At 53.1% G+C, this 25726-nt stretch carries 23 protein-coding genes; 5 read left to right on the forward strand and 18 right to left on the reverse strand.

The window, feature by feature from the left end:
• Positions 1-58: 58 nt before the first annotated feature.
• Genes E1162_RS09770 through E1162_RS09780 form a run of 3 tightly spaced genes read left to right on the forward strand, consistent with a single transcriptional unit; the run spans position 59 to position 3086 of the window.
• Positions 59-1099, forward strand: a complete 1041-nt coding sequence (locus E1162_RS09770; protein ID WP_155130157.1) for an AbrB family transcriptional regulator — start codon at positions 59-61, stop codon at positions 1097-1099.
• The gene (locus E1162_RS09775) at positions 1096-2286 is read left to right on the forward strand and encodes a CaiB/BaiF CoA transferase family protein (RefSeq protein ID WP_155130160.1); all 1191 of its coding nucleotides are present in this window, start codon (positions 1096-1098) and stop codon (positions 2284-2286) included. The genes E1162_RS09770 and E1162_RS09775 overlap by 4 nt, the downstream gene beginning before the upstream one ends.
• The gene (locus E1162_RS09780) at positions 2283-3086 is read left to right on the forward strand and encodes a citryl-CoA lyase (protein WP_155130163.1); all 804 of its coding nucleotides are present in this window, start codon (positions 2283-2285) and stop codon (positions 3084-3086) included. Before E1162_RS09775 ends, E1162_RS09780 begins: the two co-directional genes overlap by 4 nt.
• Here E1162_RS09780 and E1162_RS09785 read toward each other — a convergent pair.
• The 17 genes from E1162_RS09785 to E1162_RS09865 form a co-directional block, all read right to left on the reverse strand.
• The gene (locus tag E1162_RS09785; RefSeq protein ID WP_155130166.1) at positions 3083-3868 is read right to left on the reverse strand and encodes a glycosyltransferase family 25 protein; all 786 of its coding nucleotides are present in this window, start codon (positions 3866-3868) and stop codon (positions 3083-3085) included. The two genes, E1162_RS09780 and E1162_RS09785, sit on opposite strands and share 4 nt — an antisense overlap.
• Before the next feature lie 89 nt (positions 3869-3957).
• A complete protein-coding gene (locus tag E1162_RS09790) occupies positions 3958-5232 on the reverse strand; it encodes a Zn-dependent hydrolase (RefSeq protein WP_371311887.1) in 1275 nt (424 codons plus the stop codon).
• 10 nt (positions 5233-5242) lie between these two features.
• Positions 5243-5761: a 2-oxo-4-hydroxy-4-carboxy-5-ureidoimidazoline decarboxylase gene (uraD, locus tag E1162_RS09795; protein ID WP_371311888.1), complete on the reverse strand. Its 519-nt coding sequence runs from the start codon at positions 5759-5761 to the stop codon at positions 5243-5245.
• A gap of 13 nt (positions 5762-5774) precedes the next feature.
• The gene (locus tag E1162_RS09800; protein WP_155130172.1) at positions 5775-6953 is read right to left on the reverse strand and encodes a urate hydroxylase PuuD; all 1179 of its coding nucleotides are present in this window, start codon (positions 6951-6953) and stop codon (positions 5775-5777) included.
• A gap of 209 nt (positions 6954-7162) precedes the next feature.
• Positions 7163-8236, reverse strand: a complete 1074-nt coding sequence (locus tag E1162_RS09805) for a BMP family ABC transporter substrate-binding protein (protein ID WP_155130175.1) — start codon at positions 8234-8236, stop codon at positions 7163-7165.
• A 238-nt stretch (positions 8237-8474) separates the two neighbouring features.
• Complete coding sequence (locus tag E1162_RS09810) at positions 8475-9548, reverse strand: BMP family ABC transporter substrate-binding protein (protein ID WP_155130178.1); 1074 nt, start codon at positions 9546-9548, stop codon at positions 8475-8477.
• A 92-nt stretch (positions 9549-9640) separates the two neighbouring features.
• A complete protein-coding gene (locus E1162_RS09815) occupies positions 9641-10561 on the reverse strand; it encodes an ABC transporter permease (protein WP_155130181.1) in 921 nt (306 codons plus the stop codon).
• The gene (locus E1162_RS09820; RefSeq protein ID WP_155130184.1) at positions 10548-11639 is read right to left on the reverse strand and encodes an ABC transporter permease; all 1092 of its coding nucleotides are present in this window, start codon (positions 11637-11639) and stop codon (positions 10548-10550) included. Before E1162_RS09820 ends, E1162_RS09815 begins: the two co-directional genes overlap by 14 nt.
• The gene (locus E1162_RS09825) at positions 11623-13212 is read right to left on the reverse strand and encodes an ABC transporter ATP-binding protein (protein WP_371311889.1); all 1590 of its coding nucleotides are present in this window, start codon (positions 13210-13212) and stop codon (positions 11623-11625) included. The genes E1162_RS09820 and E1162_RS09825 overlap by 17 nt, the downstream gene beginning before the upstream one ends.
• 31 nt (positions 13213-13243) lie before the next feature.
• Positions 13244-14230: a xanthine dehydrogenase accessory protein XdhC gene (gene xdhC, locus E1162_RS09830; protein ID WP_155130187.1), complete on the reverse strand. Its 987-nt coding sequence runs from the start codon at positions 14228-14230 to the stop codon at positions 13244-13246.
• Complete coding sequence (xdhB, locus tag E1162_RS09835) at positions 14230-16575, reverse strand: xanthine dehydrogenase molybdopterin binding subunit (protein ID WP_155130408.1); 2346 nt, start codon at positions 16573-16575, stop codon at positions 14230-14232. Before xdhB ends, xdhC begins: the two co-directional genes overlap by 1 nt.
• Before the next feature lie 10 nt (positions 16576-16585).
• The gene (xdhA, locus tag E1162_RS09840; RefSeq protein ID WP_155130190.1) at positions 16586-18067 is read right to left on the reverse strand and encodes a xanthine dehydrogenase small subunit; all 1482 of its coding nucleotides are present in this window, start codon (positions 18065-18067) and stop codon (positions 16586-16588) included.
• A 3-nt stretch (positions 18068-18070) separates the two neighbouring features.
• A complete protein-coding gene (uraH, locus tag E1162_RS09845; RefSeq protein WP_155130193.1) occupies positions 18071-18424 on the reverse strand; it encodes a hydroxyisourate hydrolase in 354 nt (117 codons plus the stop codon).
• A gap of 110 nt (positions 18425-18534) precedes the next feature.
• Positions 18535-19476 (reverse strand): LysR family transcriptional regulator, encoded by a 942-nt coding sequence (locus tag E1162_RS09850; RefSeq protein ID WP_155130196.1) that lies wholly within the window; start codon positions 19474-19476, stop codon positions 18535-18537.
• A gap of 24 nt (positions 19477-19500) precedes the next feature.
• Positions 19501-20478 carry a quinone oxidoreductase family protein gene (locus E1162_RS09855; RefSeq protein ID WP_155130199.1) on the reverse strand — a complete coding sequence of 326 codons (978 nt, stop codon included), beginning with the start codon at positions 20476-20478 and terminating at the stop codon, positions 19501-19503.
• A gap of 157 nt (positions 20479-20635) precedes the next feature.
• The gene (locus E1162_RS09860; protein WP_155130410.1) at positions 20636-21322 is read right to left on the reverse strand and encodes a CDP-alcohol phosphatidyltransferase family protein; all 687 of its coding nucleotides are present in this window, start codon (positions 21320-21322) and stop codon (positions 20636-20638) included.
• 41 nt (positions 21323-21363) lie between these two features.
• On the reverse strand, positions 21364-22278 hold the full coding sequence (locus E1162_RS09865; RefSeq protein WP_155130201.1) for a DUF2182 domain-containing protein: 915 nt from the start codon (positions 22276-22278) through the stop codon (positions 21364-21366).
• A 162-nt stretch (positions 22279-22440) separates the two neighbouring features.
• Between E1162_RS09865 and E1162_RS09870 the strand changes: the two genes are divergently transcribed.
• On the forward strand, positions 22441-23658 hold the full coding sequence (locus tag E1162_RS09870; protein ID WP_155130203.1) for a UbiH/UbiF family hydroxylase: 1218 nt from the start codon (positions 22441-22443) through the stop codon (positions 23656-23658).
• Between the two features lie 11 nt (positions 23659-23669).
• On the opposite strand, the gene E1162_RS09875 is transcribed toward E1162_RS09870, so the two are convergent.
• The gene (locus E1162_RS09875) at positions 23670-24617 is read right to left on the reverse strand and encodes an AEC family transporter (RefSeq protein ID WP_155130205.1); all 948 of its coding nucleotides are present in this window, start codon (positions 24615-24617) and stop codon (positions 23670-23672) included.
• A gap of 194 nt (positions 24618-24811) precedes the next feature.
• Between E1162_RS09875 and E1162_RS09880 the strand changes: the two genes are divergently transcribed.
• Positions 24812-25681 (forward strand): lysophospholipid acyltransferase family protein, encoded by an 870-nt coding sequence (locus tag E1162_RS09880; RefSeq protein WP_155130207.1) that lies wholly within the window; start codon positions 24812-24814, stop codon positions 25679-25681.
• Positions 25682-25726 lie beyond the last annotated feature (45 nt).

Raw genomic sequence — 25726 nt, forward strand, 5'->3', positions numbered from 1 at the left:
CGAATAACGGCTGGCTGCTACGGCAGCCAGTCCATCCTCCCAAGCCTGCGATAATCCCATGACCGCTTATTCTAAACTATTCACTCTGGGCCTGTCGGTTCCGGGCGTGATCGCATTTTATCTTCTGGACCTTCCGCTTCCCTTCCTTCTTGGGCCAATGTTCGCCTGCCTTTTGGGTGCTCTTGCTGGCCTTCCACTGGCTGGCATGGGTCAAGTTGGCACTGCTTTCCGTACTATTCTCGGTGTCGCTGCCGGTTCTGCTCTCGGCCCAAGTGTCGTTGCAAGACTTCCAGACCTTGCCGCCTCTCTTGCCTTTGTTCCGCTGTTTGTGGCTGTTGTTTTTTGCCTTGCCTATCCTTTGCTAAGACGCGGTTTCGGGTTTGACCCCATTACCAGTTACTATTCAGCCATGCCCGGAGGTTTGCAGGATCAAGCTGTTTATGGAGAAGAAGCTGGTGCAGATATGCGCACGCTCTCTCTTATCCACGCCACAAGAGTGTTGTTTATCGTCAGCATCGCGCCGTTTTTTATGCAGCACTATTGGCAGGTGGACTTAACCCAGCAACCGGGAGCATCCAGCGCAGACGTTCCACTGGAACAAATCCTCATTCTAATTGCATCGGGACTGATCGGTTGGAAAATCGCCGCCTATTTTAAAGTGTTCGGCTCCTCTATCCTCGGCCCGCTTGTTCTCACCGCGATACTTACTCTCTCGGGCATAATCACAATCCGCCCGCCTGCGGAAATGATATGGGCTGCACAGCTGTTCATCGGATTGTCAGTTGGTGCCAAATATACAGGCATCACCTTCAACGAGCTTCGCCACTTTGTCTTAGCAGGGGTAACCAATGCCATCCTGCTCGCAGCAGTCAGCGCTCTTTTTATTGCAGCTATAAGCTACCTTGGCATCGCTCCGGCACTAGATGCTTTCCTTGCATTCCTGCCGGGTGGTCAGGGCGAAATGTTGGTGATCGCTCTCATAGCAGGCGCTGATGTAACCTACGTTTTGCTGCACCACATTTTCAGGCTCGCAATTGTCGTGACATGCGCTCCGATCCTGTTTCGCATTGGCAAATTCAAAAGGAATGAAAACCAATGAAGCCGCTAGAAGGTATCCGCGTACTGGACCTAACAAATGTTCTTGCAGGTCCCTTTTGTTGCCATCAGCTGGTCCATCTTGGAGCTGAGGTGATCAAAGTTGAAGCACACAAAAAGGGAGATCTTGCCAGAGAACTTGGTGCTGACCCTGAACTAAGCGCCAAACTGATGGGTGTATCGTTTCTCGCGCAGAACGCGGGCAAAAAATCCATCACGGTGAACCTGAAGACAGAAGCTGGCAAAACCCTGCTGAAAAAGCTCGTTAGGACCGCAGATGTGCTCGTAGAAAACTTCAGGCCCGGTGTTATGCAGCGACTTGGTGTTTCCTATGATGTTCTGACTGAAGAAAACCCGAACCTCATCTACTGCGCTATCTCCGGTTTCGGTCAGGATGGACCATGGGTTTCGCGGCCAGCCTATGACCAGATTATACAAGGCGCTTCAGGCATTATGTCGGTGACGGGTGACGAAGAGAGCGCCCCACTGCGCGTCGGTTACCCGATAGCGGATACTGTTGGCGGCCTAACCGCTGCTATGGCAATCAGCGCCGCGCTCAATGCGCCAAAACGCGGAACATTCATAGACGTATCCATGCTGGAAGCAACGCTCGCCACTATGGGCTGGGCTGTCTCCAACTATCTCATCGCCGGAGTTCAGCCAACTGCCAACGGTAACGAAAACCTGACGTCCGCTCCCTCTGGCACATTTCAAACGCGCGACGGCCTTATGAACATCGCCGCAAATAAGCAGGAACAATGGGAGCTTCTAGCAAAGCACCTTGGGGTTTCTCACCTGCTGGAAGATGAACGCTTCAAAACCCGCGAAGCGCGTAAGAAACACCGCTTTGCCTTAAAAGGTGAGCTGGAACAGGCGCTTTCATTCAAACCTGCCAGTGTCTGGGAAGAAGAACTCAACGCTATTGGCATTCCATCAGGCGCGGTTCTCTCAGTACCGGAAATTCTACAGCACCCTCAAATTACCGAGCGCGGCATACTGGAGACCTTCGAAAAACCAAAAGGCGTGGGACGTGACATCTCGCTCCTTAAAACTGGGATCAAATTGGATGGCGAAGCACCCTCGGTCGATAGCCCGCCCCCCTTACTTGGTGCCGACACCAACGAGATTCTTACAGAGCTAGGCTACTCACCTCAGCAGATTGAAACACTTCGAAAGGAAGGTGCCATATGAGCGACGTATCTGACTGGTGGCGCACCTCAATCATAGACATGGAACCGGGCCGTATCGCTTTTAGAGGCCATCCAATCGAGCAGCTTATTGGCTCTGTTTCATTTCCGCAGATGATTTGGTTGATGCTTCGCGGCAACCTTCCAACAGAAGCAGAGGCGGCATTGTTGGAAGCGGCTCTCGTCGCGGCGGTGGATCACGGCCCGCAAGCCCCTTCCATTGCCGCTGCACGTATGTCGGTCACCTGCGGCCTTGCGCTGAACGGAGCCATGGCAACCGCCGTCAACATGCTAGACGACGTGCACGGCGGCGCTGGCGAGCAAGCGGTAGAACTTTACCGTGAAATCCAACGAAATATGCAGGATGGAACCTCACTCGACAATGCAGTTGAAGCAGCATGCCAAAGATGGAGAGAAGAGCGCGGCAAGTATATTCCGGGCTTCGGTCACCGCTTTCACAAACCCGTTGACCCTCGCTCACCACGTTTGATGCAACTCGTCCGCGATACAGCAGAGGCTGGTCACGTTTCTGGAGACTTCGCCAAAATTGGAGAGGCTGTCGAGCGTCATCTTTCCCAAAGCAAGCCCGTGCCAATGAACATTGATGGCGCAACAGCCGTTATCTATGCAGAGCTTGGCTTTGCCCCGCCTCTAGCTCGCGGACTGTTTTGTCTTTCACGTTCCGTCGGTGCCCTCGCCCACGGCTGGGAACAGATGGAAGAAGGCGGGCGCAACAAAGGCCCAACACCACCACGCTACCGTTGGACCTACGAGGACCAGAGCGAGCCGGTGGACCATAGCTAGGCCGCCAACGCCTGCATTTTAAGGCGCCCATAGTAGCGGAGCGCCTGCGAAGCACGGTACCACTTGGTAAGGCGGTAGAAGCTTTTAGCGTAGCTGGAGCTTTGGCTATGATCAGACTGTGTGGAAGACGGACATTCTCGCCCCGGAATAGTCGTAGGCAGAGCTGCATCAATTAACGCGCTGTCCCGCATCTCCAGCGTGTTGAGGTGAGCTGTTCCATAAACAAACAGCTCATCATCAAGGGGTAGCCGTATATGCGTACAACTCAGCGCATTCAAAGCCTTTCGCGCCCCGTCACGGGTAACAATGTAGCCTTGCGCGCCGAAGGTACCAAACGGACGAATGCCGACGGCATTGCTACCTACATTGGCCATAGACCAAAACGGTCCTTTTCGCCTTGTAAACAGGCTCTGTAATTTCAAAAATTCGAAGTGCGCTCGGTTGGCCATAGCAAAACGGACAATTTCAAATATCGACTGCGAAAGCCCCATATCGTCTTCGAGGATGATTGCCAGTTCATGTTGCTCCTGTACGACCTTTTCTAATGTTCGGTAGTGAGAAAGGTAACAACCGACTTCGCCGCCTGTTAGGCTGCGGCCTTCCCGCATGTGATATGCCTGTTCGATGCCATAATCATCGAACCTGTCCAAACGGCGTAAGTCGAGCGCATCCAGCCATCGAAAATTAAGCGCCAGGGTATCAAACGCCTGCTGGACGCGAGTGCGCCTTTCCGTGGCAGTTTTGAGTGAGATCACATAGCAAGGCGGAAAGCCTTCAGCCATAGTCAGGCTCCAATGCTGGCAACGTCTCCTTTGCCTAGCACTGCGTTTTATTCCTGCATAACCTTCAAATCCCGATAGCTAGATTTTGCCTAACTTTCGCTACTGTGATGGGAGCCTAGCTTTTCAAGCCAGCGAACCAAAGCCTCAACAGCATATCCCATATCTTCAGTACTGCAATGTTCGAGAGGGTTATGGCTGATACCACCCTTGCAGCGCACGAACAGCATACCAAGATCGCAAAGCTGCGCCATCACTTGCCCGTCGTGACCAGCACCGGACATCAAACGAAAATCAGGAAGCCCCATATCCTGCAGGACCTCACCCGCCAGCGTCTGAAGCCGCTTTGAGCAGTGCACGGTATCAATGGCCGTATAATCGATGATTTCGACAGGGGTATTGTTTTCAGAAGCGATCCTATTTGCAGCAGCAACAATCGCCGCCTCCGCCTGCTGACGACATTCATCGTCCTCGCAGCGGACATCGAGGGACAGCATAGCCTCATCAGCGATGACATTAACCGCTCCCGGTTTGATGCGAACGTCCCCAACGGTCGCCACGAGGGAGAACTGCTCTTCCGCCTTGGCTACCTTGTCTATCTCGCAGATGAGCTGCGCAGCACTTACCGCTGCATCTTTGCGCAAGCCCATCGGCACTGTGCCAGCATGTCCTGCCACGCCTTTGTAGGTAAAACTGAAACGACGCGCACCGGCAATTGCCGTAACAACTCCCAGTGGCAGGTCTTTACTTTCTAGAACCGGCCCCTGCTCGATATGCACTTCAAGATAGGCAAGCGTTTCATCGCGGCTGTAGGCTAAAGCAGAGGCAGAATCGGCATCACCACCCAATGCCTTCAGCGCATCGCGAACGCTAATCCCGTCAGCGTCGCTTAAATCGAATTCGGAAGGGTCCAGCACGCCAGCAATCGCAGACGCGGAAAGCAAGGTGGTCGGAAACCGAACGCCTTCCTCATCGCCAAATGCCAGCACCTCAACGTCGAAGGGCAATTTAATCCCGCGCTTCCGAATTTCCTCCAGTGCGAGAATTCCTACGACAACGCCCAGATTGCCGTCATAGGAGCCGCCATTACGGACTGTATCAATGTGGGAGCCGATCAGAACACGCTTTGATGGGTTGCCCTCGGAGGCCTTCAGCAGCCCATGAACGGTGCCTAGCGCATCTATGGAGGCAGTCAGACCTACCGTTTCCATGGCCGCGCATACATAAGCGCAAGCCTCTTTGTGTTCTTTGGAAAGGTATAGACGGGTGAGTCCGTCCTCTTGGCTGGAAAAAGCATTTAGCCCTTCAATAAGGCTGGAGGCCCGCTCGCCCAAGGCTTTTATCGCTAACCCGTCCAGAGTGATCACGCTGCTATCCTTATTCGTCAGGCAGAACAGCGTCCTCTAACCGAAAACGGAAAATCCGTGCGATCTGGGTGAGCGCTTCTGCAAATTCTTCTTGAGCGCTGTTTTGCAACCGTTTTTCGAATGCCTCAAGAATAATGTGCTTGGTCGCGCCTTTTACTGCCAGAATAAACGGGAAACCGAACCGAGCCTTGTATGCATCGTTCAGTTCCGTAAATCGCTGGAATTCTTCGTCCGTGAGCTGATCAAGCCCTGCACCTGCCTGCTCATTGCGAGAAGCCTCTGCCACTTGCCCAGCTCGCGCAGCTTTACCGGCGAGATCTGGGTGAGCGCGGATCAGCGCCAATTGCGCACCTTCATCCGCACCGTTCATGCCCTTGGCAAATGAATCAATCACATCGCCTCGGCTAGCGTAAGGGCGATAAGCTGCTGCCTTCTCTGCCACCCATGGGGAGTGCTCGGCGATATCGCCGAACACATCCACAAATTCGTCTTGAGAAAGTGCGTTGACTGCCTCTAGTGAATACGCCACACGAACCTCCCCGCTAGTGACCTGCCAACCAGGCGCCAAGCTCCTGACGCTCTTGCTCGCTCATATTGCTCATATTGCCAAGCGGCATAGCATCGGACTGAACAGCCTGCGCATAGACCTGATCGCTATAGCGTTTCAATTCGGCAAGCGTTTCAAGGCGAATGTCCTTTGGTGCCTCATCAAACCCATTAGCCGTTGGCACAGCAGCATGACAAGTGGCGCAATGCTTCTGGGTAATTTCAAGCGCATCCATGTCTGATATCCGCGCAACGCCCTCGATCTTCTGTGGCGCGGTAATGATGAGCGCTGCCATAAGACCAACGGCTGCAGAAGGCAACGCCCACCAGTAATTGCCGAAATTATCATGCGCATCGTGCCGGTTCAGGAAGTGACGCACCATTCCGCCAATAACGAGGATCAGCGCTACCAAGAGCCACGAGTGACTATGCCCTGTAAGCAGAGGATAGTGGTTAGACACCATCATCAGCAAAACAGGAAGCGTGAGGTAGTTGTTATGCATGGAGCGCTGCTTACCGATCTGCCCCAGTTTCGGGTCAGGTTCACGGCCCGCCAACAAGGCATCAGCAATCTTGCGCTGGTTTGGAATGATCACACGGAAGACGTTGAACGCCATGATCGTACCAACAAGCGCGCCCACATGGATCAATGCACCACGACCTGAAAAGACGTGAGAGAAGCCATAGGCAGCGCCAATAATTAGCGCGAAAAGAACGACCGCAAGCAGCGGAAGGTTTCTTCCGATTGGCGACTTACAGATCTGGTCATAGATGACCCAGCCACCAAAAAGCGACGCGACAGAAATGAATATCGCTTCTGACGGCATCAACTTTAGTACTTGCGGATCAATAAGATAGGCAGAAGCATTAAAGTAATACTGCAGAACAAGAAGAGCAAAACCCGTCACCCAAGTGAGGTAGGCCTCCCACTTGTACCAGATCAAATCATCCGGCAGTTCCTTGGGTGCAACGCTGTATTTCTCGACGTGGTAAAATCCACCGCCGTGCACTTCCCAAGCCGTTCCCATCACACCGGGTTTCATGTTCGCCCGTTTTTTGAGGGAAAGATCAAGGGCGATAAAGTAGAACGATGTCCCAATCCAGCCAACACCTACGATCAGGTGCGCCCAACGGAAAAGCAGATTGAGCCAATCGACGAGAAATGTAGCCGTCATGGTCTCAGCATTCTATTTTAAAAGCGTAGTCCCGAAAAGCTAAAGCACCTGACGGGCAAAGATACGCGAGAAAACAAAGATCTAAGGCTCCGCAAAAACCGGATTAAAGCCGAAACACCCTAGATAAATTCAAAGGAAAATTGAAAGGAGCCGGAATGGGACAAAGTTGGCCCCACTCCGAAAAGTATTAGAAAAGCGTACCACGCAAATTACTGCGGCAGCTTGTCGTCAATGCCTTCAACGTAGAAGTTCATGCCAAGCAGCGCACCATCATCAGCCACTTCGCCTTCTTTCAACCATGCAGAACCGTCCTGCTTGTTGATTGGGCCAGTGAAAGGATGCAGGTCGCCGGAGCGGATTGCTGCTTCGGTCTTTGCAGCATCAGCAGCAACGTCTTCAGGCAGGTTGGTGTATGGCGCCATGTGGACCATTTCTTTGTCCAGACCACCCCAGGTGTCGCCACCCTTCCAGGTGCCGTCCAGAACTGCCTGTACACGCTCGATGTAGTATGGACCCCAGTCATCAACGATCGCGGTCAGCTGTGCTTCAGGAGCGAACTTGATCATGTCAGATGCCTGACCAAAGCCCTTGATGCCGCGCTCTTGAGCAACCTGCAAAGGAGCTGGAGAGTCTGTGTGCTGCAACATGATATCAACGCCCTGATCAACCAGAGCCTTTGCAGCGTCGGCTTCTTTGCCTGGGTCGTACCAGCTGTTTACCCATACGGTCTTCACTTTGAAGTCAGGGTTTACAGACTGAGCACCCAGCATGAAGGAGTTGATGCCGCGAACAACTTCAGGGATCGGGAAGGAACCGATGTAACCTGCAACGCCTTTTTCGGAGGTTTTAGCAGCGATCTGACCGAGGATGTAACGACCCTCGTAGAAACGGCCGCCATAAGTGGCAACGTTGTCTGCCTGCTTGTAGCCGGTCGCATGCTCAAACTTCACATCCGGATACTTCTTCGCAACCTTGATGGTTGGGTTCATGTAACCGAAGGAGGTGGTGAAGATCAGGTCATGACCGGAGCGAGCGAGGCGCTCAATTGCGCGCTCGGCGTCAGGGCCTTCAGAAACGCTTTCAATGTAGGTGGTTTCGACCTTGTCACCGAAGTGCTTTTCGATCGCCTGACGGCCCTGATCGTGCTGGTAGGACCAGCCATGGTCAGAAATCGGACCAACGTAGATGAAACCCACTTTAAGCGGGTCTTCAGCCAGTGAAGTACCGGCGGAAAGGCCGAGAGCGAGGGCAGCGGTGGCTGCCAGGCCAAAAATCTTGCGCATAATGCGCCTCCCCTTGTCATGCAGTCCGAGTGGTAGAGGGCTCCTCAATGCCAATGGACTGCATCACCGGCGCAAGGAGAAGAAAGGCCCTCGTTATCCCGGCAAGACACCCCCAACAGATGCCAAAGCCAAGATTATCTTGGTGTTTCCTATCCATCGGAAGCGGGGGCAAGCCCCCACTTCGTCTAGCATGCCTTGATGGCTTATTATTTTTAAATCGCTTAAGGCTTTTGGCCTCTTAGTTCGGCAAGGAGTCCGTGAAGCCCTTGACGTAGAAGTTCATGCCAAGAAGGGTGCCGTCATCAGCGGTTTCACCTTCTTTGAGCCATTCAGAACCATCCTGCTTCATGACAGGACCGGTGAATGGGTGGAACTCACCAGCTTCAAGCTTAGCAACGGTTTCGTTTGCCAGCTTGATGGTTTCTTCAGAAACGTTTGCGTATGGAGCCATGCGAACCATTTCAGCTTTGAAACCACCCCAAGTGTCGGAGGATTCCCAAGTGTCGTTCATGACAGCTTCGACGCGGTTTTTGTAGTAGCTCTTCCAGTCGTTAACCAGAGCAGAAGCCTGTGCTTCTGGAGCAAACTTGATCATGTCGGAAGCCTGACCAAAAGTCAGAACGCCGCGTTCCTGTGCGATCTGCAAAGGAGCTGGGGAGTCAGTGTGCTGTACGATAACGTCTGCACCCTGGTCGATCAGCGCTTTAGCAGCGTCAGCTTCACGGCCCGGATCGTACCAGCTGTTTGCCCAGATGATCTTGATTTTGAAGTCAGGGTTTACGGACTGAGCGCCCAGCATGAAGGAGTTCATACCACGAACAACTTCAGGGATCGGGAACGCAGCAACGTAACCTGCAACGCCGGTTTTGGATTCAGATGCAGCGATCTGACCCATTACGTAGCGTGCTTCATAGAAACGTGCGGAGTAAGTGGAAACGTTCTTAGCGCGCTTATAGCCGGTTGCGTGTTCAAATTTCACGTCCGGGAAACGCTTTGCCACTTTCAGGGTCGGGTTCATAAAACCGAAAGAAGTGGTGAAGATCAGCTCGTGACCGCTACGAGCAAGACGCTCGATTGCGCGCTCAGCGTCAGCTGGCTCAGTAACGTTTTCGATGTAGGTGGTTTCGATCTTATCGCCGAATTCTTTTTCAAGATACTGACGAGCCTGATCATGCTGGTAGGAGTAACCGAAATCGGAAACTGGACCAACATAAAGGAAACCAACCTTCAATGGGTCTTCAGCAAGGGCTGGGCCGGCAGCAACACCCATAGCCAAAGAAACAGCAGCAGCGATTTTAGATAGTTTGCGCATTAAAGCACGTTCCTATTTTATAAGGTAGTAGTCCTGTTTTGCTTTAGCCACCGGCGATGCAGGACTACCCTCACCGCTGGCGGCGAAGTCGTTTAGCGGTCTGGCACGAAAGCCTTGCCAAGACACGCTGGCGTATTGGTTTTCGTCAGCGTTACGTTTCTGGAGATGATGATCAGAACGATGATCGTCGCCAGATACGGCATCGCAGACATCAGCTGCGACGGTACACCGATACCGGCAGCCTGCGCGTGGAACTGCAAGATGGATACTGCACCGAACAGGTAAGCACCAATCAACACGCGGTTTGGACGCCAAGAAGCAAACACCACCAGAGCAAGAGCAATCCAGCCGCGACCGGCGGTCATACCCTCAACCCACTGCGGGGTGTAAGCCAGAGAAAGATAAGCACCAGCAAGACCTGCACATGCGCCGCCAAACATCACTGCAAGGAAACGAACCTTGATTACGGAATAACCAAGAGCGTGCGCAGAGGTGTGGTTGTCGCCAACAGCGCGCAGGATCAGACCAGAGCGTGTGCGGAACAGGAAGTGATAGGTGCCGATTACAAGCGCGATGGACGCGTAAACCAGAATGTCCTGAGAGAACACGATGGAGCCAACCAGCGGCAGATCGGAAAGCACAGGAATGTGCAAAGCAGCAAGACGCTGACCCGGTTCACCGATAAAGCCTTCACCGATCATGCCGGAAAGGCCAAGACCGAGGATGGTAAGCGCAAGACCTGTCGCCACCTGATTTGCCATCAGGTTAAGTGTCAGAACGCCAAAGAGCACAGACATTGCAACGCCAGCAAAAAGCGCAGCAACAACGCCCAGCAAAGGAGAGCCGGTGACGTGGGCAACGCCGAACGCGGCAACTGCACCCACAATCATCATGCCTTCAACGCCAAGGTTCAGAACACCGGAGCGTTCCACAACGAGTTCACCGATAGCAGCCAGAAGCAGCGGAGTAGAAGCGGTGATGATCGTTAGAACAAGAGCCTCAAACCCGTTCATGGGCGCCTCCAGCAGTTGGCTGCGGCTTTACGAGCCGAACCTTGTAAAGAATGAGCGTGTCACATGCCAGAACGAAGAACAGCAGCATGCCTTGGAACACGCTTGTAGTCTTGTCTGTCATGCCAAGGGTCACCTGAGCAGCTTCACCGCCGATGTAAGACAGACCGAGCAGAAGACCTGCGAACAAAATGCCAATCGGGTTCAGACGGCCAAGGAAGGCCACGATAATTGCGGTAAAGCCGTAGCCCGGAGAGATAACAGGGGTCAGCTGACCAATGGTACCGGATACTTCAACAATGCCCGCAATACCGGCAAACGCGCCAGAGATCAGGAAGCTGAACCAAACGATACCCTTGCGGGAGAAGCCAGCGAACTGACCTGCACGCGGGGTCTGGCCCATAACCTTGATTTCAAAGCCCTTGATGGTCTTGGTCAGCATGAACCAGACTGCAATCACTGCAACAAGTGCGAAGATCGCGCCAAAGTGCATACGGCCATCGCCAAGCATCCACATGGTGTGGTCAGCTTCATAAAGACGGCTTTCAGGGAAGTTGAAGCCATCTGGATCACGCCATGGACCACGCACGAGGTAGTCCAGAATATACTGCGCAATGTATACCAGCATGAGGCTGGTCAGAATTTCGTTGGTACCGAAGCGGGTCTTCAAGAACGCCGGAATAGACGCCCAGAACATACCACCCAGTGCACCCATGATAATCATCGCAGGCAGTGCCAACGGACCAGTAAATCCGTGGAACAATACCGGAATGATGGAGCCGAAAATGGCGCCCATGGTGAACTGGCCCTCTGCACCAATGTTCCAGTTGTTGGAAAGGAAGCAGACAGAAAGACCAACGGCGATCAATACAAGCGGAGCGGACTTAACGACCAGCTCTTCCAAAGACCATGTGGAGGTCAGTGGCTCGATAAAGAAGGCGTAGATAGCCTCGGCCGGATTAACGCCGATCATGACGAACATGATGCTACCGGCAATCAGGGAAAGGCCAATCGCGAGCAAAGGCGACACGACTGTCATCAGCCGCGAATGCTCAGCGCGTTTTTCAAGCACCAGTCGCATCGTGCTGTACCTCTTGCTGATTGGAATTTGCTTCACCCATACCGGCCATAAGCATACCGATGCGCTCACGGGTCATGTTCTGGGCAGGTTCAGGAGCGGAAAGCTCACCGCGCGAAAGCACTGCAATGCGGTCTGCAACCTCATAAATCTCGTCAAGGTCCTGAGAGATAACAACGATTGCCGCGCCGTTGCGTGCAAGGTTAATGAGCGCCTGACGGATAAGAGCGGCAGCGCCAGCATCAACGCCCCAAGTCGGCTGGTTGATAACCATCACTTTTGGGTTTCGGTCAAGCTCGCGGCCCACAACGAATTTCTGCAGGTTACCGCCAGAAAGCGAGCGAGCCTCAGGGTTATCGTGTGACATGCGAACGTCGTAGGAAACCTTGATGCGCTTTTCCATATTCTCAGCGCCACTCTTGTTGACCACAGTCTTTTTAATCAAGTGGTCGCCCGTGCTGTGACGGGTAAGAACGACGTTGTCGGAAAGCACAAGACCCGGTACCGCACCGTGACCAAGACGCTCTTCAGGAACAAACGCAGCGCCAAGACGGCGGCGTTCGTTGATCTTCATGCGGCCAGCTTCAGAGCCAAGCAGCTGAATGGATTTGTTTTCGTGAACGAGGCGTTCACCGGAAATAACATCAAACAGCTCGCTCTGGCCGTTTGCTGCAATACCAGCAATACCAACAACTTCACCTGCGTGAACATCAAGGCTGATGTTCTTGAGCGCCACACCAAAGGTGCTGTCTGCTTCAAGGCTAACATTGTCGAGATGAATAAGAACATCGCCAACTGCGCCGGTGTGATCAGACTTCACGGCGTGAACGTCTTCACCAACCATCATACGTGCCAGAGTTGCTGGCGTTTCTTTGGTTGGGTCACATTCGGAAACAACACGGCCATGACGCATGATTGTTGCGTGATGACAGATGCGTTTCACTTCTTCCAGACGGTGGGAAATGTAGAGGATCGCACAGCCTTCATCAGCAAGCCGGAACAGCGTTTTGAACAGCTCGTCCGCTTCCTGTGGGGTCAGAACCGAAGTCGGCTCGTCCATGATGAGAAGGCTAGGTTCCTGAAGAAGACAGCGCACGATCTCGATACGCTGACGGATACCAACCGGCAAATCCGCAACAAGCGCTTTAGGATCAAGCGGCAAACCGTAGCGGTTGGAAACTTCCACGATGCGCTCGGCCAGATCGGCCATCTTCTCGCCTTTTGGCAGCGCAAGCGCGATATTTTCAACCACGGTCAATGCTTCAAAAAGGGAGAAGTGCTGGAACACCATGCCGATGCCGAGCTTACGCGCAGCAGCCGGATTGGAGATGGATACTTCTTTACCCTTCCAGGCAATCGTACCGGAGGTCTGTTCCAATGCACCGTAGAGAATTTTTACGAGCGTAGATTTACCCGCGCCGTTCTCACCAAGAAGGGCATGAATTTCCCCTTCTCTGATGGTCAGGTCCACACCATCGTTCGCCAAGATCTCACCAAATCGCTTGGTGATGCCTGACGCCCGAATTAGCTCAGGGCGAGCTTTTGCCCCAATTACATTTTGCGAGTGCACATCCACGCCAAAACCTCTCCTCGAAAGCGCCCTGTTATCAAACGGCCTGAGCCCGCTCTGCAAGTTCAAATATTGATCGCCCCTTGCCGCTTATTTGTTCAGAAACAACAAGCAGTTCTGCTGCAACAGAAACGGCAATATGCGCCGGCACCTTACTTTCGATTGGTGCGACGCCGATGGGACAAACAAGATTTTCTAACTGACCGTTCGTTACGCCGCTCTGCAGCAGGCGTTTTCGAATTCTATTCCGTTTTGTTTTGCTTCCAATAAGGCCAACATAAGCCATTTCTGGCCTGCGCAGCGCGGCATCAGTTATGCGTTGATCAAGCCCATGATCATGGGTCATTATCACAACGAAGTCCCTGGGTCGCAGTTCACAAGTTGCCTTTTCAGGCTCCTTTAGATGAATGCACTTCACATTGGAAGGGGTGTATTGCGGAAATTGTGATTTTCTACTGTCAATCCAAAAGACAGTGAAGGGCAACGGGGCCAAAGCTAGTACCAAAGCCTTACCAACATGGCCTGCCCCAAACAAAAACAGCCGGTGCCGATGCTCGCCGAATTCCTCGCGTAACACATTTCCACATAAGCTGATTTTGCTATCAAGGGTCGATTCGACGACATCGCGCATTACGCCCTTGCCATCAACCAGCTCAGCTATGGTTTCAAACGGTCCTTCTTGCTCTTTTGCCGCGAGGTGCGACACCATTTCCAACTGCTCTTTGACGAGAACCTCAATTCCAACCTGAACAGAACCGCCACAGCATTGCCCAAGATCAGGACCAAGCGCGAAGGTGCGAAGCGTAAAGCCAGCAGTCGGCTCCTTTAGCAAGTGGCCAGAAAGCTCGATAAGGTCATACTCTAGGCGGCCACCGCCAATGGTTCCGGAAAAGCGGTTTTCCGTTCTAACCACCATTCGCGCACCGGCTTCGCGCGGGCTAGAGCCCTTAATGCCAACAAGGGTAACGAGGACGCAGGCTTCATCTTGCGTCAGCGCACTATGAATATCCTGCCAAATGCCCATTATGCACCCTGCCCTTTCTTGATCATGTGCACTGCATGTAAAATGGCTTCAGCCGTTGCAGGTGCCCTTAATTGAGGCAATAAACCGGGGCGCAAGCTGGAAATCGCGTCATTGATTGCGCAAAAGACGGAGATTGGCAGCATGAGCGGCGGCTCACCTACCGCCTTACTCCGGTAAATTGTCTTTTCTGGGTTACCTTTAGAAGCATAGAGATCAACGCGGAAATCTGCAGGCACATCTGATGCCGTTGGAATTTTGTAGGTGGACGGTGCGTGCGTGCGCAACCGGCCTTCATCATCCCAAACCAGTTCTTCAGTCGTCAGCCAGCCCATGCCCTGCACAAAGCCGCCCTCAATCTGACCGCGATCAAGCGCAGGGTTCAGAGAATGTCCGACATCGTGGAGGACATCGACCCGCTCAACCTTCATCTCACCTGTCAGCGTATCAATCAGCACTTCTGAGCAAGATGCACCATAGGCAAAATAAAGGAACGGACGCCCTGTGGCGTTTTCCCTATCCCAGTCGATCTTTGGCGTTGCATAAAAACCGGTGCTAGAAAGCGAAATACGGGCAAGATAAGCGCGCTGAACCAGATCGCGGAACGACATAGCCCGCTCGTCACCGTAATAAACCACGTTATCGCTCACGCGAATGCTCTCAATCGCAACACCATCTTGGTCGGCGGCAAATTTCAGCAGCCGGTCCTTGATGATGTTGCAGGCATTGGCCACCGCCATGCCATTGAGATCCGCACCAGAGGACGCTGCCGTCGGCGAAGTGTTGGGCACCTTGGCAGTATTGGTCGCGGTTATCTTTACCTTATCAAGGCTAACCCCAAGCTCTTGCGCAGCGACCTGCGCTACCTTCTGGAACAGACCCTGCCCCATTTCGGTACCGCCATGGTTTAGCTGCACAGACCCGTCTTTGTAGACGTGTACCAGTGCGCCGGCCTGATTAAGGTGAAGTAGCGTGAAAGATATGCCGAACTTGACCGGAGTGAGTGCCAAACCCTTCTTCAAGATCGGGCTGTTGGCGTTAAAGGCCTCAACCTCTTTCCGGCGTTCGCGGTAGTTGCTTGATTTCTCCAGCGTCGTGATAATGTCGAGAAGAACGTCCCCTTCTTCGACAGGCATACCGAACGGCGTTACGCCTTTATCGCCTTCATAAAGGTTTGCAAGGCGTACATCCAACGGATCAAGGCCAGTCTTGCAAGCAATCGCATCCATCAACCGCTCGGCCGCCAGCATGCCTTGCGGACCGCCAAAGCCTCTGAACGCGGTATTGGAAACCGTATTGGTCTTGAAACGACGGGAGCGGATCAAACTCTCTGGATACTGGTAGGCGTTATCGGAGTGGAACATTGCCCGGTCGTTGATACCGAGCGAAAGATCAGCCGAACAACCGCAGCGGCTATCCAGATCCATCACGACAGCGTTCAGCTTACCATTAGCCTCAAACGACGCGCTCAGCTCTGTCAGGAAATCATGCCGCTTGCCGGTCATGATCATATCGTCATCACGGTCCAACCGGCATTTACACGGACGACCTGTTACATGGGCGCCAAGCGCTGCAAGCGTTGCCCATTGAGACGCTTGAGATTCCTTTCCGCCGAAGGCTCCGCCCATACGGCGAATTTCTACGGTAACGGCCGCTTCATCCAGATCAAGCGCTTTGGCGACGTTGTGTTGAACCTCGCTCGGATGCTGGGTAGAGCAATGCACATAAAGCTCGCCATCTTCACCCGGAAGAGCCATAGAGATCTGACCTTCAAGGTAAAAATGCTCCTGCCCACCAATTTCAAAACTTGTAGTGACGCTTGAAGAACTATCTTTAACAGACTGCTCTGCCTCACCTTTTTTAAATAGATAATCTGGAAGCACCGTTATTCCAGCGTCACGCGCCTGCGCAACATTCAGAACCGGTTCGCTGGCTTCAACTTCAATCTTGGCAAGCTGACAAGCACGGCGCGCAGCATCCCGATCTGTCGCTACGACAGCAAAAACCACCTGCCCGTGGAAGACGATTTCATCCTCGGCAAAGACAGGATCATCGCCCATTGCAGGCGAGCAGTCGTTGATACCCGGAATGTCTTTGGCAGAAAGAACAGCAACAACGCCTTCCGCAGATCGCACCGCATCCAAGTCCATGGAGAGGATTTTTCCCCTCGCAGCACCGCGATACCAACCGGGGTAAACATGCAAAAGACCATCGGGTTCAGGGATATCGTCAATGTAACGCGCTTCACCCGTCACATGCTTATCCGCACTGTCATGCTTGGTTGAGCGGGAAGCAACGCGCTGTTCCATCTGCTCTACACGCTTATCATCGCTTGCCGGGCTATCCATCACGAGTCCATCAGGCTGCATGGGTCACTCCTTCCGGACGCTGGCCCACAACGCGGGTCTTACTAGTGGACGTTCCGGCAGCCTCAACGAGAGCCTTGGTCAAAAGCGCTTGCGCAATGTCACGGCGATAAGCGCTGCTCGCCCGCATATCGGTAATAGGTGAATAATCCTGTTTGATGGCGTTCTGCGCGGTCGTCCAAGTTGATGGGTCATCAAGGCTCACACCGATGAGCGCAGTCTCCGCGCCGGCTGCCCGCTTGGGTGTTGCCGCCATACCGCCAAAGGCGATCCGGGCTTCCGTTATGCGGTTCTCGACAAGAGTAAACCGGAACGCCGCCATCACTGCGGATATGTCCTGATCAAACCTCTTGGAAATCTTGTAGGCGCGGAACACCTGATTGGCATCCAGACGGGGGACAAATATTTCCTCTACAAACTCGGCGTTGCCCCTGTCCTGCTTGCCATAGTCGATGAAGAAATCTTCCAGCGGCAATTCGCGGCTTACGTCTCCCTTACGCAGCTTCAAAGTGGCATCCAGCGCAATAAGCACTGGCGGGCTGTCACCAATCGGCGAGCCATTGGCAATATTGCCGCCAATCGTACCGGATGCCCTGATCTGCTTGGAACCGATACGGCTGATAACCTCGCCGATATCAGGATCAAACGCTGCAAGAGACTCCTGCGCCTGTGCGTAGGTCACACCAGCGCCGATATGAAGGCCCGTTGTCGTTTCCGCCAGCTTCTGGAGATCAGCAACTCTATTGAGACTAATAATTTTAGGAAGCACTCGCATCTGCTTGGTAAGCCAAAGACCAACATCTGTTGCGCCAGCCACCAAAGTTGCGTCGGTATGCTTTGCATAGAGCTCGGCAAGAGACGACGCACTTGCAGGAGACGCGAAAAAGCTGTCCTCGCTACCACTTAGCACGTCCGCACCGTCGTTGATGGAGGCAAGCATGCGCATTGTCTCAGCAGCGCGAGCACTAAACACATCGTTTGCAGCTCCCGCGCAAGCCTCAAGAGCTGCGTCCACGATTGGACGATATCCGGTACACCGACAGAGGTTACCGCTTAGCCAATGCGTAATGTCGGAATGGGAAAGCCCCTCTTTGCTCTGGTGGTAGAGCGTAAAGAGGTTCATGACAAAGCCGGGAGTACAGAACCCACATTGGGAACCATGGTGATCAGCAAGCGCCTGCTGAACGGGGTGCATGACACCCTCGCTCACCAAGTCCTCAACCGTGACAAGCTCACACCCGTCAATCTGACCAAGCAATAGAATGCAGCTATTCACCGGCTCATAAACCAGCTCACCATCTCTCAACCGACCAAGCGCAACAGTGCATGCGCCGCAATCCCCCTCCCGACAACCTTCCTTGGTGCCGGTTTTCTTTTCAGAAAGGCGAATGTAGTCGAGCAGCGTTTGTGTAGGATTAGTCAACTCCAGTGAGACAACTTTGCCGCTTCTTAGGAAAGAGATGGCAGAGCGCATAACTTAGCTCCCCCGATAGGTTGAATAGCCAAATGGCGAGAGCAAAAGCGGCACATGATAATGGCTTTGAACGTCACTAATGCTGAAACGAAGGGGTATCACATCAAGAAACAGGGGGCGCGCGCCGGCCTGCGCAGTCTCGAGCAAATAATCACCTGCATGAAACACCAGCTCATAGGTGCCCAACGCGAAGTCATCACCCTGCATGAGCGGCGCATCCACGCGTCCATCACTGTTGGTCGTGTACTTGCCCAAAAGAACACGCTGCTCGCCATCGAGCCGATAAAGGTCGATTGCAAGTTTGGCTGCAGGAATACCGCGTGCTGTATCCAGCACGTGTGTGGTCAACGCCCCCATGAAAACTCCCAGTGCGAATGTTAAAAGGTGTTTAAAAAATAGACACCGATTAATATATCGCCAAAGCGTGCACGAATAAATACTTACTCGATAGCACTTATTTCTGAGCGCTATGATGCCAAAACGGCATCACCATGCGGAAGAAGGTCTTTCATTGTTGCTATTGAGTGATCAAAGAAGATAGCAGGAGCCAAAGCAAGGCTGCGCATGGCCGATGTAACAATGGTGAATTGATCAGGCCGAAGCCCGCTATCCATAAGGGGCCTGAAAATCAGCTCACCCTCTTCCTGCTCCCGCTCGGTACCAATTTGTGTTTGGAAAGCGATACTTAGCTTGTCAGCAATCATCTTCTTCATAAAGCGAAGAGAATTGGCCTCTAGGCACATATTCGCGCGAACATCAGCAGGATCAAGCACTGCGTTGAGCTGAGTGCGCAAGGAGAGATCCTCGCTAGGCAGAGCGATGGGGTAAGACATGCAGCGAGCAACAGTTATCTCCGGCTCGTTAGCCAGCGGATGCTCAGGGTGCATAATCGCGCCGATCTGTAGCTCTCGGCGGAATGCGATATTTAGTGATGTGCTGGAGGCGGCGTTGAAGGTGAAGCCGACATCCACCTCTGCCTGCTCAACCGCCTGCAGCACTTGAGCGGAGCCAGCTACCTGCACCCGAATGTGAATACCGGCATACTGACGCTGAAAACTCTGGATGATTTGCGGCAGCAGCGCTTCACTAACACTTTCAACGGCAGCAATAGAAACATGGCCGCGCCGAACGCCTTTCAAGGCATCCAGCTCGTCTATCGTTCCGCTGAAATCAGAAAGCGTGCGCTTGATATGAGCAAGAAGAATTTCTCCGGCGGGTGACAGGCGAATACGCCTGCCAACGCGGTCGAAGAGTTGCAGGTCCAACTGGGCTTCTAATGTGAGGATTTGCCGGTTTACAGCAGAAGACGCAACATTGAGCTTACGGGCAGCTGCACGTATGGAGCCCTCTTCCGCCGCTAGAGCAAAATACCGCAGCGACGGCGCGTATAAAAATCTGGACCTGTCCATTCCCCCGCCCCTGAACTCTCCTGCTTATGGCAGCAACAGTGTTGTGCCGACAGTTTTGCGCTCTTCAAGGTCGCGGTGAGCCTGCTCGGCATCCTTCAAAGCATAACGCTGGTTGATATGGATTTTCACGTCGCCGCGAAGCACCACCTCAAACAGATCGTTTGCAGTGGTTTCCAAACGCTCACGGGTGCCGATGTAGGTAAACAGCGTCGGACGGGTCGCGAATAAAGAACCCTTTTGCGCCAGAAGACCCATATCGACCGGAGGCAGAGCGCCAGAAGACTGACCAAAACTCACCCACATTCCCATTGGGCGGATACAGTCGAGAGAGCCGGGATATGTATCCTTGCCAACGCCGTCGTAAACCACGTCACAGCCGCGACCTTCGGTGATCTCCTTCACGCGGGCTACCCAATCTTCTGTGCGGTAGTTGATAACGTGCTGGAAGCCGTTTTCACGGGCAAGATTGCCCTTTTCATCAGAACCAACAGTGCCGATGACTGTGGCACCGAGACTTGCAGCCCACTGACCGAGAATAAGACCAACACCACCGGCAGCAGCGTGGTAAAGCAGCGTGGTGTTTTCATCCACGTTTACGATTTGGCGAATAAGGTACTGCGCGGTCATGCCTTTAAGCATCATCGCCGCTGCAACCTGATCAGAAATACCTTCTGGAATTTTTAGAAGATTAACTGCTGGAATGACGCGCTTTTCAGCGTAGGCACCAATTGGCCCCACGTAGCAAACGCGGTCACCAACATCAAAGCCCTCAACATCGTCCCCAAGCGCTTCAATGATGCCAGCACCTTCGTTGCCTGGAGAAAATGGAAGACCAACAGGGCTCGGGTAAAGACCGGAGCGGAAATAGGTATCAATGTAATTGAGGCCAATCGCTGTATGGCGCACCAGAACCTCACCCGGACCGGGCACCGGCTCGCCAACTTCTTCCCATTTCAGGACTTCAGGTCCACCGGTTTGCGATACGCGAATTGCAAAGGCCATTTTCTATCTCCAGATTGGCGCTCTAACGTAGAAATGCTGAACAGCAGTTGTGGCGCAGTTTTTTTCACCTGACAAGAGCGCCATAAAATAAGGGCCCCAGTTTGCACCGGAGCCCCTAATGGCAAATTAAGAAACCGTGGGAACGCTCTGGCGGTTCCTACACCTTACGAAGAATTTGCTGCACAAATCCGGCAAGGAAAAGGTATGCACTGGTAATTCCGATTGTAATGCTTACCCACAATGGCTGCGCGAAGGCTTCCACGATGGACCAACCAAGCGCCGCAGACCAAACAGCAAGCATGGTGAGCGTTAGAACGCGCCACTTAACGGTTCTTACCGGATGGACGAAATCTACCGGCACAAAGGTCAAAACGCAGCACAGCGCGACCATTGCAAGAATAAGCGGCTCGCTTGCCTGCAGCGCAACAAGCACCACGATGACCATATTCCATACACCCGGAAAACCGCTAAAGCCGCCGTTTTCCGTCTTCATATTGTTGTCAGCGAAATAGATCGCGCCAGTGAAGACGATGAGCGCACCGCTCACAAGGCCCCAGAATTCGGAAAGAAGTCCGCTCTGGTAAAGGGCAAATGCTGGCAGGAATGTATAGGTCGCATAGTCGATCACAAGATCAAGAATTGTGCCGTTCCAGCGAGGCAGACGCTCTTTCACCTTAAAGTGACGCGCCATAGGACCATCAAGACCATCAACAACCAGCGCGACCCAAAGCCAGAAGAACATAAGTGGGAGGTCGTTCTGAGCACCTGCAATCATAGCCAATAGTGCTATAGGCGCACCAAGGGCCGTAAGAATGTGGATCAGAAACAGCCGTGTCTGCGTCATGGTTGGCAAAAGACTTGTCCTTAATTCTCAGTCAAACCGGGTTAACGGGCAACAAACAGGGCACTCAGCGCATCCATAATAGGCAGCGAACCTAGCATAAAGTAAAGGTTCGCCATGCCCCATAAGAGTAGAGCAATGCCGATGCCATAGGTAAACCAGTTTGATCGCGTTGTTTTTTCCAGTGCCATAACAAGACCGAGCAGCGCGATCCAGAGAATATTCATGATTCCAACTGCAAACATCAGCGTCATAAGCGCCCAGCAGCATCCAAGGCAGTTAAGCCCCTCTTCCACACCAAAGCGAAACGGTGAAACGCCGCGTTCAGCAGCAAGGCCCGCCTTCTCCACTTTCGGGTTGCGGCAGCGGTCAAGGCAAGCAAGCTTGAACGGCGTAAACTGGTAAAGACCGGCCGCTAGAATGATGGAGACGGTCAGCCCCTGAAATGCAGGCACCATCATCGTCGTCAGGCTACCGGCGGCATGCATTGCAAGCTGCAAGCCACTGGCGATCGCGCTAAACAGCGTCCAGACAGCCAGATAACCAAGCGCAACCACCAGAACCGAGTTTCCTTTGCGAACAGCACTAAAGCGCGAGAGCATAGGCGCAGCACTTGGCAACATCATCGCCAGCACCATCATGATCCACATCAGGAAGATCCAGAGGAAATCCTGAAAGTTGTAGGATGAAAGCTCGGGCATGCCGAATGTAGCTGCTGCCATCGGCACACACAGCGCCGCAAGCTGAGCTCGAACTGGCGCAGATAGCCCTTCAAAGATGGTGGACTGGTTGAACACCTCCATCCCCGGCCCCATCGCACCCATGTCCATGGAGCCCATCATATCGACAACCATGTACCCCAGATAAACCCAGCCAATAACAACGGCTAAGGACAAAATGGCAAAAGGAACGAGCTGCTCGAAACGGAAAAATGAGGATGGAGCTTTAGGCTGCGACATTGGCTAAAACCGAATTAATGGCAAATCAGGCAAAAACTACTGAAACTTCCTTGTAAAAACAATGGATTTCCAACGCTGTTCGATCCTGCGCGCTTGCATTGACGTATGTATATAGATTTTTATGTAAACCTGCGTAGAAGAGCAATCAATTAAGGACCTCAAATGGCGGAAATAACCGAAAAGCAATACGCCCCATGCGCAATCGTTGGCACCGGCCCTGCTGGAATGATAGCTGCGCTGTCGCTTTCTGCCATGAACATTCCTTGTAAGTTGATTGGGCCACCTGCCAATTTGGAAGACATGCGCACAACTGCGCTAATGGATGCCTCTGTCGCTTTTCTGCAAAATATGGGGCTATGGCAACATCTCGCCATGGACTTTACCCCCTTGCGCCGAATGCGCTTGATTGATGCAACTGGCCGCTTGATCAGAGCTCCTGAAACAACATTTGACGCCAGAGAACTAGACCTAGAGGCGTTCGGTTATAACATTAAAAACAATAGCTTGAATGAAACTCTTTGGAGTTTGGTTCAATCAAGTGAGTACATCGAGCATATCAACGGCTCGCTAAAAACCATCAGCACGAACGATCTTTCTGCGCGCCTTATCCTCACTGATGGCAGCGCGATTGATGCGGGCGTTGTAATCGGTGCCGACGGAAGAAACTCACCAACAAGAGAAGCGGCAGGCATTGAAACAACACGCTGGTCCTACCCGCAATCCGCCCTTGTATTGAACGTTAGCCACTCCCTGCCGCACAACTTCACTTCTACCGAGTTTCATCAGGCAACTGGCCCGCTCACATTTGTGCCGCTACCGGGCAACGACTCGTCCGTTGTCTGTGTCGTAAAGCCAGAGGAAGGCGAAGCCCTCTTCAATCTCAGCAAAGAAGATCTCGCCCTTGAATTGGAACGGCGGGCCTCCTCAGTTCTTGGCGCTTTTGAAGTTATCAGCACCGCCCAGCTCTATCCGATGTCGGGTCTCAGGGCCTTGAAGATGTCTGGCAACCGCTCAATGCTGGTGGGTGAAGCGGCCCATGCATTCCCACCGATCGGCGCGCAGGGCCTGAACCTTTCGCTTCGTGATATCGCTGTAGCGGTGGACCTGATTGTAAAGGCGGGGGCCAAAGGCGAGCGCGTGGGCGATGCCCAGATGATTGAGGCCTACCACAATCAGAGAAGTGCAGATGTTATCACCCGCACCAACGCGGTGGATCTGTTGAACCGCTCGCTTCTTTCTGCACACCTTCCGGTACAGATGGTGCGTGCTGTCGGTCTTTACGGCGCTGCCAATCTTCCGTTTTTGAGAAAGCTGCTCATGCGCGAAGGCATTGCCCCAAGCTGGAACATGCCGCGCCTGATGATAAGAAAAGGGGCGTAACCGCCCCTCTTTTATCCCAGATACCCTGACTTGATGAGGTAGATGGCAATTGGAACGGTGAACACCGATCCGATTGTACCAACGAGCACAGCCGTAGACGCGCGCTCGATATAGACCTGATATTGCTGGGCCAGAACGTAAACGTTCGCCGCTGGCGGCAAACTGGCCATAAGCACAGCCGCAAATACCCAAAGCGGATCGATACCGCCGATCATGGTAAGCAGGCCATACGCCAACACAGGGTGCAGAATAAGCTTCACGATAAGTAGGAATGGAAGCTCCTCAGGGAAGCGGCGCGCCGGCTGAAGCGCAATCGTAACACCCATTGCAAACAGCGCACACGGCGCAGCAGCCGAGCGCAAGAATGTGAGCAGCGTGTCAATCATCACTGGTGGCTTGAATTCCACTGCCGCAGCCAGAATACCAGCAGCCACCGCGATAATGAACGGGTGACGGGCAATGGAGATAAGGATCAGCCAGAGGGTTTTTGAAATAGGCTGATCTTCGCGCCCGCCAATCTGCATAAGCAGCGGCACGAGAATAAACAGCAAGATTGTATCAAAGCACAGGATAAGGGCTGTAGGCACAGCAGCCGCTTGGCCCAAAACGGCAAGCGTTACGCCTGGCCCCATGTAACCAACGTTTGAATAAGAGCCAACAAGTGCTTGAACTGTCGAGACTTTTATTACTCCGCCGTTACGCAGCCAGCCGATACCAAATGCCAGAATAAAAGCGATAAAGGTGGCTGTGGTTGTGGCGAAAACGAAGTCGAACTCCGCCAATTCCTCAAAAGGAGTCTCGGACAGAAGCTGGAAAAACAACGCTGGAAGAGCCAGATACAGGATGAAAAAGTTCATCCATGTCAAACCTTCCGTCGATATTTTGGTCACTCGGCCTGATGCGTAGCCGAGGAAAATCAACAGGAAGAACGGCATGGCCAGATTGAGTACACCGAGCATCAGTATTCCGATCTGTTCGTATTGCGTTTGAACAAGTTAGCCATCACGCAAGCTGCTGGTTGCCTTTAGCCCCTTAATTGGCTAATCACCCTCTAGCTCCGAAAACGGCCTCTTGGTTTCTTAATTTTGAAACCGTTGCTTATTCGGAATTCGATGCAGAAACAACAGAAATAACAAAACGGGTTTGCCTCTTTATGAAGACTGCAAAGTCCATTGCACATACTCTGGAATATGCAGCCCTTGTTTCTGCAAGTGCGCTTCTACATCTGTTACCCCTTGATACCGCTGCAGGTTTCATGGGTCGTGCATGGCGTTTTATCGCCCCGCGTACAAAAAGACACCCTCGCGCACGGGCCCATCTAATGGCCGCCTATCCACAAATGACGATGGGTGAAGCCGACGCTATCCTCTATCGCATGTGGGACAATCTGGGACGTGTGTCTGCTGAGACGCTTCTACTAGACCGTTTCATCAAAGACCCTGCCCGCGTTCAGTTGCGCAACGGAGCAGAACTCGAAGAAATGCTAAACGGCGCGAACGCTGTTCTCGTCACTATGCACGGCGGCAACTGGGAACTGGTGAGCGTACCCGCTGCCCGCGTGGGCATTGAGCTAGCAGGCGTTTATCAAGCCCTCGCCAATCCTAAGTCTGACGAGTTCCTCGCAAAAGAGCGCGAACCGCTCTACAAGCGCGGCCTGTTTAAAAAAGGCCACAGCACCGGCAAAAAGCTCATCAATGTGCTTCGCACCGGTGGTTCTCCCTGTTTCGTGGGGGATGTGAGAGACAAGCGCGGCGTAGAGATCGAATTTTTCGGTCAGAAAGCCTCCGCAACCCATATTCCAGCACTTCTTGCCCGCAACGCTGGCGTTCCGCTTATCGCGATCCGCGCAGTGCGCACGCATCGCTCGAATTTCGAGATTGAAGCCGCGCCGGTTACCTACCCTGTAACCGATGACAAGCGCGCCGATGCGATTGCTGGAACACAGGCTCTGCACAGCACCTTTGAAAAGTGGATCAGACAGGACCCTGCCCAGTGGATGTGGATCATCCGCAAGTGGGACTAAGCCAGCACGCCTGCCAATAAGGCCTACCAAATCCTAGGCCATTGG

Source organism: Pseudovibrio flavus (genome assembly GCF_009711345.1).
Taxonomy (GTDB): Bacteria; Pseudomonadota; Alphaproteobacteria; order Rhizobiales; family Stappiaceae; genus Pseudovibrio; species Pseudovibrio flavus.